This is a genomic window from Thioclava sp. F36-6 (assembly GCF_002020305.1).
In the GTDB taxonomy this organism is placed as follows: Bacteria; Pseudomonadota; Alphaproteobacteria; order Rhodobacterales; family Rhodobacteraceae; genus Thioclava; species Thioclava sediminum.
Window position 1 is genome coordinate 48,876 of record NZ_MPZX01000004.1, and the last position, 14,357, is coordinate 63,232.

A 14,357-nucleotide genomic window follows, 5' to 3' on the forward strand; every position below is an offset into this window, starting at 1 on the left:
GCTTTGCAGTGCAGAAACACAAGCGCCCATCCGGCCCGTCCGCAGGGTTTTGACCACGTTACAGAGGGGAAATCGGGGATTTTTCCGCCTCGGGAAGGGCGGCGAGCATTTCCATCACGCTGTCGCCCGTGATCGGGTGGCGCCAGAGCGGTGCGATTTCGGCCAAGGGAATCAGCACGAAAGCCCTGTCCTGCAAGCGCGGATGCGGCAGGATCAGGTCGGTCGGAGCTTCGCGCTGCTGCGCCTCCGGCGGAAGGTTTTTCCAGCGCAGAAAGCTCTCGCGATCTGGCAGAACCCGATCCTCCGAGGCGATCAGGTCGATATCGACAACACGCGCGCTCCAACGACCTTCCCGCACACGGCCAAATTCTTCTTCGACTCCATGAAGTTGCGCGAGCGCATCGCGCGGTTGCAAACTGCTTCGCATTTTGCAACAAGCGTTCACGAAATCGGGACCGGACCCTTCGGGAACGGCAGGCGTCGACCAGAACCGACTGGCGGCAACCAAGGAAAACCCCAATTGCTCGAGCCGCTCGATCGCGGCGCAGAGCGTAGTGCGAGGAGACCCGAATTGGCTTGGTAGATTCGCCCCGAAAGCGACCAAATAGTTAGTGTCCATAAAGACAGATTCCGTTTCCCTCGCGAAATGCGATATGTCCTAGATAAATCTGGTCGGCCCTCCCCGCCTGTGCAACACAATTGATGCGGCTATACTTTCCGTATCGGCACCTGCGCGAACTGGTCCACCCTACCTGTGCAAGAGGACTGTATGTTCTACAAGGACGAACGGCTCGCCCTGTTCATTGACGGATCTAATCTCTATGCGGCCGCCAAGGCGCTTGGCTTTGATATTGATTACAAGCTGTTGAGACAAGAATTTGAACGTCGCGGCAAACTCGTCCGCGCCTTCTATTACACCGCTCTTCTGGAGAGTGAAGAATATTCGCCGATCCGACCGCTCGTGGATTGGCTGAATTACAACGGCTTCGCGATGGTCACCAAACCGGCCAAGGAATACACGGATTCCATGGGTCGCCGGAAGGTGAAGGGCAACATGGATATCGAGCTAGCCGTCGATGCGATGGAACTCGCACCGCGCCTCGATCATATCGTGCTGTTCTCCGGCGATGGTGATTTCCGTCCGCTGATCGAAAGCCTTCAGCGTCAGGGCTGCCGCGTCTCGGTCGTCTCGACGATCCGCTCGCAGCCGCCGATGATCGCCGACGAGCTGCGCCGTCAGGCCGACAATTTCATCGAACTCGACGCGCTGCGCGAAGTGATCGGTCGCCCGCCGCGTGAGCCGCGCGAGGACGAGAACGGCGACGACAGCTGATCCGGGGCCTGACGCGACCCGTAATTCGTGATTGAAGGGGCGTGCAGATCACCTGCGCGCCCTTTGTCTTTCGCGGAAAGCTTTATGCTCGAAAACGTCTCCCTCTTCGGCCTCTTCGTCTCGGCGCTTCTGGCGGCGACGCCGATCCCGTTCCAGTCGGAGCTCGTATTCGTCGCGCTGCAGACGCTTGGCACCCAAAATATCTGGCTGATGATCCTCATCGCCGCCGTGGGAAACACGATCGGCTCGCTCGTCACCTACGTGATCGGACTGGGCGTCACCCACTGGAAAGACCGCAAATGGTTTCCCGCCTCCGAAGCGCAGCTCGCGCGCGGCCATCGCTGGTTCGAGCGCTGGGGGATCGGGCTGCTGTTGCTGAGCTGGGCGCCCGGCGGCGATCTGATCTGCCTGATCTCCGGCATCCTGCGCATGTCGCTCTGGCTCTTCATTCCGCTGGTCTTCGTGGCCAAGGCAGGGCGCTACGCGGTGCTGGCCTGGCTGACGGCGGAAGCGATCAAACTCGCAAGCTGATCGCCTCTGGACGCGAGGCGGACGGGGCTTTAGGTCTGAACCCGAACAAAGGAGCGCGCGATGAAACCCTCCCTGACCCTTTATCTGGCAGCCCCGCGCGGCTTTTGCGCGGGCGTCGACCGGGCGATCAAGATCGTCGAGATGGCGATCGAGAAATGGGGCGCACCGGTCTATGTGCGCCACGAGATCGTCCATAACAAATACGTCGTCGACAGCCTGCGCGATCAAGGCGCGGTCTTCGTGGAAGAGCTCGACGAATGCCCTGATGACCGGCCGGTGATCTTCTCGGCCCATGGCGTGCCGAAATCGGTGCCCGCCGAGGCGTCGCGGCGCGAGATGATCTATGTCGACGCGACCTGCCCGCTGGTGAGCAAGGTCCACAAGGAAGCCGAGCGGCACTCGAACGAGGGGCTGCAGATGGTCATGATCGGCCATGCGGGCCACCCGGAAGTGCTGGGCACGATGGGGCAGCTGCCCGATGGCGAGGTGCTGCTGGTCGAGACGGTCGAGGACGTGGCCAAGATCACGCCGCGCGATCCCGATCGGCTGGCCTTCATCACCCAGACGACGCTGTCGGTCGATGACACGGCGGCGATCGTGGCCGCGCTGCAGGACCGTTTTCCGAAGATCGTCGGCCCCGCGAAAGAAGACATCTGCTACGCCACCACCAACCGTCAGGCATCGGTGAAGGCGATGGCCGATCAGATCGACGCGCTGCTCGTGATCGGCGCGCCGAACTCGTCCAACTCGCGCCGTCTGGTCGAGGTCGGCAAAGCCTCGGGCTGCGCCTATTCGCAGCTGGTGCAGCGCGCCGCGGATATCGACTGGCGCGCGCTCGACGGTGTTCAGACGGTCGGCGTGACCGCGGGCGCGAGCGCGCCGGAAGTGCTGATCGACGAGGTGATCGACGCCTTCCGCCAGCGCTATGACCTGACCGTCGATCAGATCGAAACCGCCCGCGAGGATATCGAATTCAAGGTGCCCCGCGTTCTGAGAGAGGCGTCGTGATGCGCGAAATCGGCCCGAAAATCCCCGGCGGCGCGCTGATTCTTGGCCTTGCCGGGCTGATCCCGTTCCTCTGGGGCGTGCTGGTCGTGCAGACCGGTCAATTCGCCTTCATCGCGGACCCGCGTGTGGCGGTGCTCGCCTATGGCCTGATGATCTTCTGCTTCATGGCGGGCAGCCTCTGGGGCTTCGCCGCGAGCGCGGAATGGGAGACCGGCTATTTCCTCGCCGTCGCTCCGGTCATCTTCTTCATCGCCTTCGTGGCGCTCGGGATGCCGGTGAATTTCGTGCTGATCCTGGGCTTCCTCGCGCTCTTGCCGCTCGACTGGCTGTTCCAGAAATTCGGCCACACACCGCGCTGGTGGCTCAAACTGCGCATCGGCCTGACCGTCGTCGTCGTCGCCTGCCTGATCGCGCTTGTGAGGACGTAACGAGATGAAGCTTTATTCGATGCCCTCCTCGGGCAACAGCTACAAGGTGCGTCTGCTGATGGCGCTGCTGGGCCAGAGCTACGACAAGATCGATGTCGAGTATGACACCGACGCCTTGGCCGAAGCTCATGAAAGCGGCGCGCTGCCCTTCGGTCGGGCGCCGGCGCTGCATCTCGACGACGGGCGGGTACTCGCGGAGTCCAACGCGATCCTGACCTATCTCGGCGAGGGCTCGCGCTTCATCCCAGAGGACCGGTTCGCCCGCGCGCAAATGCTGTCCTGGATGTTCTGGGAGCAGAACCAGCACGAGGGCGTCATCGCCGTGCGCGCCGCGATCCTGTGCTATCCGCATCGCGCGCATGAGCGCACGCAGGAGACGCTCGACGCGCTGGAAGTGCGCGGCCACGTCCTCTTGGGCATCATGGAGCAGCGGCTGGAGCAGGCGGATTGGCTCGCGGGCGACACGATGAGCCTCGCCGATATCTGCCTTTACGCCTACACCCATACCGCCGAGACCCGCGGCGGCTATGATCTCGAGCCCTTCCCGGCGCTGCGCCGCTGGCTCGACCGGATCGCAGCGCTCGACGGCTATGTGGGTCTCGATGCCTGAGCTTTACGCATGGACGGATGGCGCCTGCAGCGGCAATCCCGGCCCCGGCGGCTGGGGCGTCTTGATGCGCGCGATGGACGGTGAAAGCGTCGTCAAGGAGCGCGAGCTGAAGGGCGGCGAAGCCGAGACCACGAATAACCGGATGGAGCTTCTGGCCGCGATCAACGCGCTGGAGACCCTGACCCGCGACACCGCGATCACGATCACCACCGACTCCGCTTACGTGAAGAACGGCGTGACCGGCTGGATCCACGGTTGGAAGCGCAACGGCTGGAAGACCGCGGCGAAGAAGCCGGTGAAGAATGTCGATCTCTGGCAGCGGCTGGACGAGGCGCAGCGCCGCCATCGTGTGACGTGGGAATGGATCAAGGGCCATGCGGGCCACCCCGAGAACGAGCGCGCCGACGAGCTGGCCCGCGCCGGGATGGAGCCGTTCAAACCGGCCAAGCAAAAATGACCGCCCTGCCCGACTGGCTGGGGGAGTTTCCCTTGGGCGCGGCGCTGGATTATGCCTCGGTGCTGGTCTTCGCGCTGACCGGGGCGCTGGTCGCCTCGCGCCAGCAGCTCGATCTCGTGGGCTTCATCTTCATTGCCGCGCTGACCGCTATCGGCGGCGGCACGCTGCGTGATCTGCTTCTGGGGCGCGACCCGGTCTTCTGGGTCGGCGATCCGACCTATGTGCTGATCGCGGCAGGGGCGGCGGTGGTCGTGTTCTTCACCGCGCATCTCTTGGAAAGCCGCTACCGCGCGCTGCTGTGGCTCGATGCCTGTGCCTTGGCGGTCGCGGTGCCTGCAGGCGTCGCGATCACGATGCGGCTGGAGCATGGGCCGGTGATCGTGCTGATCATGGGCATCGCCACCGGCACATTCGGCGGCCTTATGCGTGACGTGGTCTGCAACGAGGTGCCGCTGGTTCTGAAACAGGGCGAGCTGTATCTGTCCTGCGCGTTTGCCGGGGCCATGAGCGCGGTAATCGCGACGGCCCTCGGGGCGGATACGCTGATCGCGCTGTTGATCTGCGGCGGCGTGACCTTTGCGCTGCGGGCCGGATCGCTGCGCTTCGGCTGGAAGCTTCCGGTCTACAAGGCGCGCCCGCCGCGCCAATACTGACGGAAGTCGATTAACCGAAGTAGCTCAGCACCACCGGCGCGAGGAAGGCGGTCAGCACCGCGTTCAGCCCCATCCCGATGGACGCAAAGGCGCCCGCGGTTTCATGCACCTGAAAGGCGCGCGCCGTTCCGATCCCGTGGGCGGCCACACCCACCGCGAAGCCCCGCGCCCGCCAGTCGCGAAAACCCAGCAGGTTGAGCATCGGCGTCACCGTGATCGCCCCGATCATCCCGGTCAGGATCACCAGCGCCGCCGTCAGCGAGGGCTCCCCACCAAGCGATTGCGAAATCCCGATAGCCACCGGGGCCGTCACCGATTTCGGCGCGAGCGAGGCGAGCAGTTCCGGCCCCGCACCCATCGCCTTCGCAATCGCCAGAACCGAGACGATGGCCGTAACCGACCCCGCGATCAGCCCCGCCGCGATCGGCAGAAGCGCGCGTTTCACTTTCGGCAGGTTCGCATGCAGCGGCACCGCCAGACAGACCGTCGCCGGGCCCAGCATGAAGTGGACGAATTGCGCCCCGTCGAAATAGCGCTGATAGGGCGTATCCGTCATCAGGAGTACCGCGCCGAGGATCACCACCGCGATCATCACCGGATTGGCGAAAGGGCTGCGGTTCACGCTTTTGAAGATCGTATCCCCGATCCAATAGGCGATCAGCGTCGCCCACAGCCACAGCAGCGGTTCGGAGGACAGGTAGGACCAGAGCTTGAACGGATCAGTCATCGACGTTGCTCCGGGTCAGCTTCGCCACCGCGACGAAGGCCGCCGCCCCGACCACGATCGCCAACATCGTCGAGATCACCAGCGCCACCGCCAGCCCCAGCCCATGCTCGCGCAACGCGCCCAGATGCGCGACGATCCCCACGCCCGCCGGCACGAAGAGAAGCGACAGGTGCTGCAACACGAATTGGGCCGTGGGGCGCACGATCTGCTGCACCTTGCCCGAGACGCTCATGAGCAAAAGCAGGAAGATCATCCCCAGAACCGGGCCGGGAAGCGGCAGTTGCAAAGCACGGGACAGGATCTCGCCAGCGAGTTGGCAGGCGAGGATCAGGGACAGGGCTGGGATCATCGGTCGGCTCCTTGGGACGCACCTGATGCTAAGCCTCCGCGATCAAAAGGAAAAGACAGCGGAGGTGCATACCCGACTGCGTCGGCGGGCATCTCGCACCCCCGATACCTGCGCAAGAATGCGCCAATATATTGTGGATAACAGCCCCATCATCTCCAGATGCGGTGTCTTCCCATTGACTCGCAGGCCTGCTCTACGGACACTTCTCAGAACTCGGTCAGATTCGGAAAGTTCGGCAATTGCGCTTCTCTCGGCTTCGTCTCAACGGTTTCAAGAGCTTCGTGGACCCCACGGATCTCGTGATCCATGACGGGCTGACCGGCGTCGTCGGGCCCAATGGCTGCGGCAAGTCGAACCTCCTGGAAGCGCTGCGCTGGGTGATGGGCGAGAACCGCCCCTCGGCGATGCGCGGCGGCGGTATGGAAGACGTGATCTTCGCGGGCGCCTCGTCGCGCGGGGCGCGCAACTTCGCGGAAGTCGCGCTGCAGATCGACAATACCGAGCGGCTCGCGCCCTCGGGGTTCAACGACAGCGACGGGCTGGAGATCGTGCGCCGGATCACCCGCGACGCGGGCTCGGCCTATAAGGTGAACTCCAAGGACGTGCGCGCCCGCGACGTGCAGATGCTGTTCGCCGACGCCTCGACCGGTGCACATTCGCCCGCGCTCGTGCGGCAGGGTCAGATTTCCGAGCTTATCAACGCCAAGCCGAAGAACCGCCGCCGCATCCTCGAGGAAGCGGCCGGGATCTCGGGCCTCTATCAGCGCCGCCACGAGGCGGAGTTGAAGCTGAACGGCGCCGAACAGAACCTGACCCGCGTCGATGACGTGATCGAGCAGCTCGCCTCGCAGCTGGCCACCTTGGCCCGGCAGGCGCGCCAGGCCGCGCGCTACCGCACCATCGGCGAGGAATTGCGCCGCGCCGAGGGAATGCTGCTGTATCGCCGCTGGCGCGAAGCCGATCTGGCCCGCACGACCGCCGAAGAGGCGCATCGCGAGAAGGTCGCAGGGGCCGCGCAGGCCGAGAAGGCCTCCCGCGAATCCGCCAAGGCCCGGCAGGGCAAGGAAGACGCGCTACCGCCGCTGCGCGAGGAAGAGGCCATCGCGGGCGCGATCCTGCAACGGCTCACCGTGCAGCGCGACGCGCTCTCGGATCAGGAAGATCAGGCGATTGCGCGGATCGAGACACTGAAGGCGCGGATCGAACAGCTCGTGCGCGACATGGAGCGCGAAGCGGGGCTCAACCGCGATGCGGGCGAGACGATCGGGCGGCTCGAATGGGAGCAGTCGCAGATCGCGAAAGCCTCCGAAGGGCATGAAGACAAACTGGCGGCCGCAGTCGATGCCGCCCATGAGGCCGCGCAGATTTTGCAGGAACGCGAGGCGCAACTTTCGGAACTGACCGAGGATGTCGCGCGGCTCGCCGCCCGCCACCAGTCGTCGCAGCGCCTCGTGACCGACAACCGCGCGACGGCGGAGAAATCCGAAGCCGCCGCGGCGCAGGCTAAGCAAGCCGCCGAGGCCGCTGCCGCCGCGCTTGCGAAGGCGAACACCGAATTCGAGGCGGCCGAAGGCGCACAGACACAGGCGCAGGCCGCCGCCGAAGCCGCCGAGGAAGCGCTTGGTCAGGCCGATGACGCGCGGGCCGAGGCGCAGGGCCGCGAAAGCGCGGCCCGGGCGGCACGCTCGGAAGCCGAAGGCGAAGCGGGGGCGTTGCGGGCCGAGGTGTCGGCGCTGGCCCGTCTCGTCGAGCGCGAAGCCTCCAACGGTCAGCAGATTCTCGACCGCGTCCGGGTGGATCGCGGCTACGAGGCGGCGCTCGGTGCCGCGCTCGCCGATGACCTGCGAGCGCCGGAAGTCGGCGAGGATGACGCGACCGGCTGGCAAGCGCTGCCCGACTATCCCGCGCCGCAGCCCCTGCCCGTCGGTGTCGAGCCGCTCTCGGCTCATGTCGATGTGCCCGATGTGCTGGTCCGCCGGATTTCGCAGATCGGTCTGGTTGAGGATTACGACGAGGGCGTGCGGCTGCAGGATCAACTGGCCCCCGGCCAGCGGCTCGTCTCGACCGAGGGCGACCTGTGGCGCTGGGACGGCTATCGCGCCGGCGCCGAGGATGCGCCGACCGCCGCCGCATTGCGCTTGCAACAGCTCAACCGTCTGGTGGAGTTGAAGCGCGATCTGGAAGAGGCCGAGGCGCGCGCTTCGGGCGCGAAATCCGCCCATGAGGCGCTGACCGCCGCGCTGGCCGAGGCCACCCGCGCCGATGCCGCCGCCCGCGAGGCGCGCCGCGATGCCGATCGCCGTCTGGCCGAAGCGGGCCGCGCGCTCAGCCGGGCCGAGGCCGATCGTTCCATCGCCAGTTCCAAGCTGGAAAGCGCCCAGCTCGCAGTCGCCCGCCACGAGGAAGAGGCTGGCAGCGCGCGGATGGCGCTGCGCGAGGCGGAGAATGCGCAATCCTCCCTGCCCGATCTGGACGCCGCGCGCGGCGACGTCGAGGCGGTGAAGATGACCGTCGAAGCGGCGCGGATGACGATGATGACCAAGCGCTCCGCCCATGACGAAATCCGTCGGGAAGGCGAAGCGCGGCTGAAGCGTCGGCAGGAGATCACCAAGGAAATCTCGGGCTGGCGGCACCGCTTGGAGACCGCTGAGAAACGCTCGGCCGAGCTGGAAACCCGCAAGATCGAGAGCGAGGCAGAGCTGAAGGACGCCTCCGCCGCGCCCGAGGAACTGGCCGCGAAACGCGCCGAGCTGTCGGAGGCCATCGCCACCGCCGAAGCGCGTCAGGCCGAGGCGTCGGACAAGCTGTCGGGTGCGGAAAGCGCCCTGCGCGAGGCGCAGCTGGCCGAGCGCGAATCCGAACGTCTGGCTGGCGAGGCGCGCGAAGCCCGCGCCCGTGCCGAAGCCCGCGTCGATGCGGCCCGCGAGACGGTCGCTTATGCCGCCGAACGTATTCTGGAGGAGACCGAGAAGTCGCCGCAGGATCTGCTGGAGAGCCTCGACGCCGATCCCGAGAAGATGCCCGACGCGGAGAAGCTCGACGCGGAAGTGAACCGGCTCAAGCGGCTGCGCGAGAGCCTTGGTGCGGTGAACCTGCGCGCCGAGGAAGACGCCCGCGAGGTGCAGGAAGAGCATGACGCGCTGGTGCAAGAGAAATCCGATCTCGAAGAGGCGATCCGCAAACTGCGCGCCGGGATTTCGGGCCTGAACCGCGAAGGGCGCGAGCGTCTTCTGACCGCGTTCGAGCAGGTGAACGAGAACTTCCGCACGCTGTTCACCCACCTCTTCGGTGGCGGCTCGGCGAACCTGCAACTGGTCGAAAGCGACGACCCGCTGGAGGCCGGTCTCGAGATCATGTGCCAGCCGCCGGGCAAGAAGCTGTCCACGCTGTCGCTGCTGTCGGGGGGCGAGCAGACGCTGACCGCGATGGCGCTGATCTTCGCGGTCTTCATGGCCAACCCCGCCCCGATCTGCGTGCTCGACGAGGTCGATGCGCCGCTCGATGATGCGAACGTGACGCGCTTCTGCGACCTGCTCGACGAGATGACGCGGCGCACCGATACGCGCTTCCTGATCATCACCCACCACGCGGTGACGATGGCGCGGATGGACCGGCTGTTCGGGGTGACGATGCAGGAGCAGGGCGTGAGCCAGCTCGTTTCGGTCGACCTGAAGAAGGCCGAGGCGCTGGTGGCGTAACGGTGAGGGGCTCCGCCCAGCGCTATCGCGCCCCCGGGATATTTCGATCAAGAAGAAGAGAAGCGATTCCGCTTGCGGGAGAAAAGGCGCGCGCCTAGCCTCGCCGCGAAATTCTCATGGAGGGCGCAATGGCCAAGATCGAAGCACGTCTCGAAGAGCTGGGAATTCACCTTCCCGATGCCCCGGCCCCGGCGGCAAACTACGTGCCCTTCGTGCGCACCGGCAATCAACTGTTCGTCTCGGGACAGATCTCGAACGGGCCCGAGGGGCTGATCCGCGGCAAGCTCGGCGACGGGATGGATGTCGAAGAGGGCGCGATGGCGGCGCGGTTCTGCGGGCTGGCGCTGATCGCGCAGGCGAAAGCGGCCATTGGTGATCTCGACAAGCTCCGCGTGGTGAAGCTGGTGGGGTTCGTGAATTCGACGCCTGACTTCACCGATCAGCCGAAAGTCGTGAACGGCTGTTCGGACCTGATGGTCGAGGTCTTCGGCGATGCGGGGCGTCACGCGCGTTCGGCGGTCTCGGCGGCCTCGCTGCCGATGGGCGTCGCGGTCGAAATCGAGGCGATTTTCGAGGTCGCGTGATGGCATTGCATCCTGATTTTCTCCGGCTTCCGATCGCGCATCGGGCGCTGCACGACTACACGCTCGGCCGTCCCGAAAACAGCCGTGGCGCAATCCGCGCGGCTATCGCGGCGGGCTACGGGATCGAGATCGACGTGCAACTCTCGGCCGATGGCGTGCCGATGGTGTTTCACGACTACGCGCTGGACCGGCTGACCGCAGAGCGCGGCCCGGTGCGCCAGCGCACGTCGGCAGAGCTTGCCGCGATCCATCTGAGCGGGACGCAGGAGGGCATTCCGACCCTCGCCGAGGTGCTCAAGATTGTCGACGGGCAGGTCCCGCTTCTGGTTGAGATCAAGGATCAGGACGGCGCGCTCGGCCAGCAGATCGGTCCGCTGGAAGAGGCGACAGCGCTGTTGCTGCGCGATTACGAAGGCCCGGTTGCGGTGATGTCCTTCAATCCGCATGCGGTGGCGGCATTCGGCGAATTGGCCCCGGGCGTTCCGGTCGGGCTGACGACCTCGGCCTATCAGCCCAATGACTGGGCGCTGCTGCCCGCAGCGCGCGGCGACGAGCTGCGCCATATTCCCGATTTCGAGCGTGTCGGCGCGGCCTTCATCTCGCATGAGGCGAAGGACCTGAACGCGCTGCGAGTGACCGAGCTGAAATCGCTCGGCGTGCCGGTTCTGTGCTGGACGATCCGCTCGGTCGACGAGGAGGCGCTGGCGCGTCGGGTGGCCGATAACGTGACCTTCGAAGGCTACCTATCGGCGCTTCCGGCTTGACGCCGCGCGCTCAGGGCACAGATTCAGGCAAAGGATGGCCTAACCACCCGGGATAAAATGGATCAAAGCGTTGAAATCACGCTTTATTCGGATATTTCCGAAATAAGTGAAGAAGACTGGAACGCCTGCGCCTGCCCCGAAATCGGGGATGGGCAGCGGGCGTTCGACCCGTTCACCACGCATCGGTTTCTTGCCGCCCTCGAGGCCTCCGGTTCGGTCGGTCCGGGGACGGGATGGGATGCGCGACATCTGGTGGCGCGGATGGGCGACCGGATCATCGGGGTAGCCCCCCTTTACGTGAAATCGCACAGCCAGGGCGAATATGTCTTCGATCACGGCTGGGCCGATGCGTTCGAGCGCGCGGGCGGGCGCTATTACCCCAAGCTGCAATGCGCGGTGCCCTTCACCCCCGTGGCCGGGCGGCGCCTGCTGGTTCTGCCGGGGCTGGAAGAGGCCGGGGGCCGCGCGCTGCTGGCCGGGATGGCGCAGATCGCCGAAGGGGCCGGGGTGTCCTCGGTCCATATGACATTCTGCACCGAGGACGAGGCGGCGCTTGCCGCCGAGGCGGGCTGGCTGCCGCGGCTCGGGCAGCAATTCCACTGGTTCAACGACGATTACGAAAGCTTCGACCAGTTCCTTGGCGAACTCAGCTCGCGCAAGCGCAAGACGCTGCGCAAGGAACGCCAGCGGGCACAGGCCTTCGGCGGCGAGATCGTGCAGCTGACTGGCGACGACATCCGGCCCGAGCACTGGGATGCGTTCTGGCAGTTCTATCAGGACACCGGCGCGCGAAAATGGGGCCGCCCCTACCTGAGCCGCGCCTTCTTCGACCTGCTGCACGAGATGCGCGAGGACGTGCTTCTGGTGCTGGCGATGAACGGAGACCGCCCGATCGCGGGCGCGCTGAACCTGATCGGGCGCGATGCGCTGTTCGGGCGCTACTGGGGCTGCATCGAGGATCACCCCTTCCTGCATTTCGAGCTTTGCTACCATCAGGCGGTCGATTACGCGATCGCGCACAAGCTGAGCCGGGTCGAGGCCGGGGCGCAGGGCGAACACAAGCTGGCGCGCGGCTACCTGCCCGTGGCCACCCATTCCGCGCATTGGATCGGCCATGAAGGTCTGTGCGGCGCGGTCGCGGAGTATCTGGAGGCCGAACGCGCCGCCGTGGACGAAGATATCGAGATACTTACCGAAATGGGCCCGTTCCGGAGCCCCTCGGGTGGCAGCGATGAGCAGGCGTGATAAGTAGCAGTGTTAAAGGACGTATGACGGGAGCGATGAATGAATTTCAATGACCTGACCGATGTCAGCGCGTGGCTGACGCAGGATCGGATCGATGCGGCCATCATGGTTGCGGTGAATGTGGTGGCTGCGCTGGTGATCCTGCTGGTCGCGATGGCGATCTCGGCCTGGGCCAAACGGCGCATCGTGGCGCTGTCGCAGCGCTACAAACGGCTGGACGACACGCTCTTCGGCTTCCTCGGCAATATGGTGAAATACCTGATCCTCGCGATCGGGGTGATCTTCATCCTCAACCGCTTCGGCATTCAGACGACCTCGCTGGCCGCCCTTGTCGGTGCCGCCGGTCTGGCTATCGGTCTCGCGCTGCAAGGCACGCTGTCGAACCTCGCGGCGGGCGTGATGATCATCCTGTTCCGCCCGTTCCGCCAAGGCGATTTCATCGCGGCGGGCTCGGAAAGCGGCACGGTGACCGAAATCCAGCTCTTCTACACGGTTCTGACGACCTATGACGGCATCCAGATCATCGTGCCCAACAGCGATATCTGGTCGAGCGCGATCACCAATTTCTCCGCCAACCCGACGCGGATGATGGATCTGACCATCGGCGTCGCCTATGACGCGGACCTGCAGAAAACGCAGGAAGTGCTGGAGAATATCTCGCTCTCCGATCCGCGCGCCCTGCCGGAGCCCGCGCCCGTGATCCGGGTGAAGCAACTGGGCGACAGCTCGGTCGATTTCACCTTCCGCGTCTGGGCCAAGACGGAAGATTTCTGGGGCCTGCAGGCGGAATATACCCGCAAGATCAAGGTGGAGTTCGACGCGAACGATATCGGCATCCCCTTCCCCACGCGCACGCTCGAAGTGGTGCAGGTGCCGAAAATCGAGACCCGCAGCGTGACCCGCGAAAGCGGTGCCGCTTGAACTGGCGGCCCGGGGCTGCAAGGCTGCGGGCCAGCTTAACGCATCAGGGAGTAAGCGATGACATCGAAGCTCGAACCCGAGGAACGCAAGGCGCTGCTCAATGCGCTTGAAGATACCGGATGGCGCGCGGCCGATGGGCAGGATGCCCTGATCAAGCGGCTTCTGTTCAAGGATTTCTCCGCCGCGTGGGGCTTCATGAGCCAAGCCGCGCTCTGCGCCGAGAAGATGGATCACCATCCCGACTGGCGCAATGTCTACAACAAGCTCGAAATCACGCTGACGACCCACGATTGCGGCGGCATCAGCGTCCTCGATATCGAACTGGCCGGTGCGCTGGATTCGCTGGCCGAGGGCGTGGCCGAGGTCGACCGCGATATCGGACGCCCGGTGATGCGTCTGACCGAACCGGTCGAAAAAGACGAAGACTAAACGAAAAACGCCCGGCTCCTTGGCCGGGCGTTTTCATGTTCCGGAAAGGGCGCGCGTCAGATTGCCGCGAGAAGCCCCTCGCCCGCCGAGGCTTCGCAGGTGCCGGGGCTATCCTCGACATGCAGCAGCTTGACCACGCCATCCTCGACCAGCATCGCGTAGCGCTTCGAACGGTTGATGAGACCCGCGGGCGGCGCGGTGAAGTCCATCTCGATCGCCTGCGTGAAAGCGGCTTCCGGGTCGGCCAGCATGGTCAGCCCCGCCTCGGTCGCGCCGGTCTCTTCGCCCCAGGATTTCATCACGAAGGGGTCATTGACGGAGATGCAGACTATCTCGTCCACGCCCTTCTCGGCGAATTGGTCCTTGGTGCGGATGAAGCTGGGCACATGGGCGGTGGTGCAGACGCCGGTAAAAGCGCCCGGCACGGCGAAGATCACGATCTTGCGGCCCTTCATCTTGTCGCCAAGGCTCACGGGTTGCGGCCCCTCGTCGCCCATCGCGAGGAAAGTCGCGCCAGGAAGAACGTCGCCGGTCGTTAAGGTCATAGAAAGCTCCGATTTGTTCGCGTTGCACTTGTTCCGCCCGTCGATATAGGGTCAAGCGCGAGCCGGGCCAGTGGA

17 protein-coding genes are annotated in these 14,357 nt (G+C 65.1%); 13 read left to right on the forward strand and 4 right to left on the reverse strand.

Annotation, left to right across the window (positions count from 1 at the left end; all coding sequences use genetic code 11):
• Nucleotides 1-58: 58 nt before the first annotated feature.
• Nucleotides 59-619, reverse strand: coding sequence for a 2-amino-4-hydroxy-6-hydroxymethyldihydropteridine diphosphokinase (gene folK, locus BMI88_RS17380; RefSeq protein ID WP_078550821.1), 561 nt, complete (start codon nt 617-619; stop codon nt 59-61).
• A gap of 150 nt (nt 620-769) precedes the next feature.
• Here folK and BMI88_RS17385 point away from each other — a divergent pair, with 150 nt between their 5' ends.
• The 7 genes from BMI88_RS17385 (at nt 770) to BMI88_RS17415 (ending at nt 5,020) form a co-directional block, all read left to right on the forward strand.
• Nucleotides 770-1,333, forward strand: a complete 564-nt coding sequence (locus BMI88_RS17385) for an NYN domain-containing protein (RefSeq protein ID WP_078522355.1) — start codon at nt 770-772, stop codon at nt 1,331-1,333.
• 84 nt (nt 1,334-1,417) lie between these two features.
• Entirely contained in the window at nt 1,418-1,864 is a 447-nt protein-coding gene (locus BMI88_RS17390; protein ID WP_078550823.1) for a YqaA family protein, read from the forward strand.
• Between the two features lie 60 nt (nt 1,865-1,924).
• The gene (gene ispH, locus BMI88_RS17395) at nt 1,925-2,872 is read left to right on the forward strand and encodes a 4-hydroxy-3-methylbut-2-enyl diphosphate reductase (protein WP_078550825.1); all 948 of its coding nucleotides are present in this window, start codon (nt 1,925-1,927) and stop codon (nt 2,870-2,872) included.
• On the forward strand, nt 2,872-3,300 hold the full coding sequence (locus tag BMI88_RS17400) for a DUF3429 domain-containing protein (protein WP_078541704.1): 429 nt from the start codon (nt 2,872-2,874) through the stop codon (nt 3,298-3,300). The genes ispH and BMI88_RS17400 overlap by 1 nt, the downstream gene beginning before the upstream one ends.
• A 4-nt stretch (nt 3,301-3,304) precedes the next feature.
• Nucleotides 3,305-3,910 carry a glutathione S-transferase family protein gene (locus BMI88_RS17405; RefSeq protein ID WP_078550827.1) on the forward strand — a complete coding sequence of 202 codons (606 nt, stop codon included), beginning with the start codon at nt 3,305-3,307 and terminating at the stop codon, nt 3,908-3,910.
• The gene (gene rnhA, locus BMI88_RS17410; RefSeq protein WP_078551118.1) at nt 3,903-4,367 is read left to right on the forward strand and encodes a ribonuclease HI; all 465 of its coding nucleotides are present in this window, start codon (nt 3,903-3,905) and stop codon (nt 4,365-4,367) included. The genes BMI88_RS17405 and rnhA overlap by 8 nt, the downstream gene beginning before the upstream one ends.
• Nucleotides 4,364-5,020 carry a trimeric intracellular cation channel family protein gene (locus BMI88_RS17415; protein WP_078522350.1) on the forward strand — a complete coding sequence of 219 codons (657 nt, stop codon included), beginning with the start codon at nt 4,364-4,366 and terminating at the stop codon, nt 5,018-5,020. The genes rnhA and BMI88_RS17415 overlap by 4 nt, the downstream gene beginning before the upstream one ends.
• A gap of 10 nt (nt 5,021-5,030) precedes the next feature.
• Here the strand turns inward: BMI88_RS17415 and BMI88_RS17420 are convergent, their stop codons facing one another.
• Together BMI88_RS17420 and BMI88_RS17425 are read right to left on the reverse strand one after the other, a co-directional pair.
• Nucleotides 5,031-5,747 (reverse strand): LrgB family protein, encoded by a 717-nt coding sequence (locus BMI88_RS17420; protein ID WP_078550829.1) that lies wholly within the window; start codon nt 5,745-5,747, stop codon nt 5,031-5,033.
• Nucleotides 5,740-6,096 (reverse strand): CidA/LrgA family protein, encoded by a 357-nt coding sequence (locus BMI88_RS17425; protein WP_078550831.1) that lies wholly within the window; start codon nt 6,094-6,096, stop codon nt 5,740-5,742. Before BMI88_RS17425 ends, BMI88_RS17420 begins: the two co-directional genes overlap by 8 nt.
• A 239-nt stretch (nt 6,097-6,335) precedes the next feature.
• Here BMI88_RS17425 and smc point away from each other — a divergent pair, with 239 nt between their 5' ends.
• The 6 genes from smc (at nt 6,336) to BMI88_RS17455 (ending at nt 13,737) form a co-directional block, all read left to right on the forward strand.
• Entirely contained in the window at nt 6,336-9,794 is a 3,459-nt protein-coding gene (smc, locus tag BMI88_RS17430; protein ID WP_078550833.1) for a chromosome segregation protein SMC, read from the forward strand.
• A gap of 128 nt (nt 9,795-9,922) precedes the next feature.
• Nucleotides 9,923-10,378, forward strand: a complete 456-nt coding sequence (locus BMI88_RS17435) for a RidA family protein (protein ID WP_078551119.1) — start codon at nt 9,923-9,925, stop codon at nt 10,376-10,378.
• Nucleotides 10,375-11,142 carry a glycerophosphodiester phosphodiesterase family protein gene (locus BMI88_RS17440; RefSeq protein WP_078550835.1) on the forward strand — a complete coding sequence of 256 codons (768 nt, stop codon included), beginning with the start codon at nt 10,375-10,377 and terminating at the stop codon, nt 11,140-11,142. The genes BMI88_RS17435 and BMI88_RS17440 overlap by 4 nt, the downstream gene beginning before the upstream one ends.
• Nucleotides 11,143-11,199: 57 nt before the next feature.
• A complete protein-coding gene (locus BMI88_RS17445) occupies nt 11,200-12,387 on the forward strand; it encodes a GNAT family N-acetyltransferase (protein WP_078550837.1) in 1,188 nt (395 codons plus the stop codon).
• Nucleotides 12,388-12,426: 39 nt separating this feature from the next.
• The gene (locus BMI88_RS17450; RefSeq protein WP_078550839.1) at nt 12,427-13,308 is read left to right on the forward strand and encodes a mechanosensitive ion channel domain-containing protein; all 882 of its coding nucleotides are present in this window, start codon (nt 12,427-12,429) and stop codon (nt 13,306-13,308) included.
• 57 nt (nt 13,309-13,365) lie between these two features.
• Nucleotides 13,366-13,737, forward strand: coding sequence for a 4a-hydroxytetrahydrobiopterin dehydratase (locus tag BMI88_RS17455; RefSeq protein ID WP_078541694.1), 372 nt, complete (start codon nt 13,366-13,368; stop codon nt 13,735-13,737).
• Nucleotides 13,738-13,793: 56 nt separating this feature from the next.
• On the opposite strand, the gene BMI88_RS17460 is transcribed toward BMI88_RS17455, so the two are convergent.
• Nucleotides 13,794-14,282, reverse strand: coding sequence for a peroxiredoxin (locus tag BMI88_RS17460; protein WP_078550840.1), 489 nt, complete (start codon nt 14,280-14,282; stop codon nt 13,794-13,796).
• Nucleotides 14,283-14,357: the final 75 nt, after the last annotated feature.

Bases quoted from the DNA above. Each gene is read 5' to 3' on its own strand.
- folK (WP_078550821.1), bottom strand. From the start codon at position 619: ATGGACACTAACTATTTGGTCGCTTTCGGGGCGAATCTACCAAGCCAA.
- BMI88_RS17385 (WP_078522355.1), top strand. From the start codon at position 770: ATGTTCTACAAGGACGAACGGCTCGCCCTGTTCATTGACGGATCTAAT.
- BMI88_RS17390 (WP_078550823.1), top strand. From the start codon at position 1,418: ATGCTCGAAAACGTCTCCCTCTTCGGCCTCTTCGTCTCGGCGCTTCTG.
- ispH (WP_078550825.1), top strand. From the start codon at position 1,925: ATGAAACCCTCCCTGACCCTTTATCTGGCAGCCCCGCGCGGCTTTTGC.
- BMI88_RS17400 (WP_078541704.1), top strand. From the start codon at position 2,872: ATGCGCGAAATCGGCCCGAAAATCCCCGGCGGCGCGCTGATTCTTGGC.
- BMI88_RS17405 (WP_078550827.1), top strand. From the start codon at position 3,305: ATGAAGCTTTATTCGATGCCCTCCTCGGGCAACAGCTACAAGGTGCGT.
- rnhA (WP_078551118.1), top strand. From the start codon at position 3,903: ATGCCTGAGCTTTACGCATGGACGGATGGCGCCTGCAGCGGCAATCCC.
- BMI88_RS17415 (WP_078522350.1), top strand. From the start codon at position 4,364: ATGACCGCCCTGCCCGACTGGCTGGGGGAGTTTCCCTTGGGCGCGGCG.
- BMI88_RS17420 (WP_078550829.1), bottom strand. From the start codon at position 5,747: ATGACTGATCCGTTCAAGCTCTGGTCCTACCTGTCCTCCGAACCGCTG.
- BMI88_RS17425 (WP_078550831.1), bottom strand. From the start codon at position 6,096: ATGATCCCAGCCCTGTCCCTGATCCTCGCCTGCCAACTCGCTGGCGAG.
- BMI88_RS17435 (WP_078551119.1), top strand. From the start codon at position 9,923: ATGGCCAAGATCGAAGCACGTCTCGAAGAGCTGGGAATTCACCTTCCC.
- BMI88_RS17445 (WP_078550837.1), top strand. From the start codon at position 11,200: ATGGATCAAAGCGTTGAAATCACGCTTTATTCGGATATTTCCGAAATA.
- BMI88_RS17450 (WP_078550839.1), top strand. From the start codon at position 12,427: ATGAATTTCAATGACCTGACCGATGTCAGCGCGTGGCTGACGCAGGAT.
- BMI88_RS17455 (WP_078541694.1), top strand. From the start codon at position 13,366: ATGACATCGAAGCTCGAACCCGAGGAACGCAAGGCGCTGCTCAATGCG.
- BMI88_RS17460 (WP_078550840.1), bottom strand. From the start codon at position 14,282: ATGACCTTAACGACCGGCGACGTTCTTCCTGGCGCGACTTTCCTCGCG.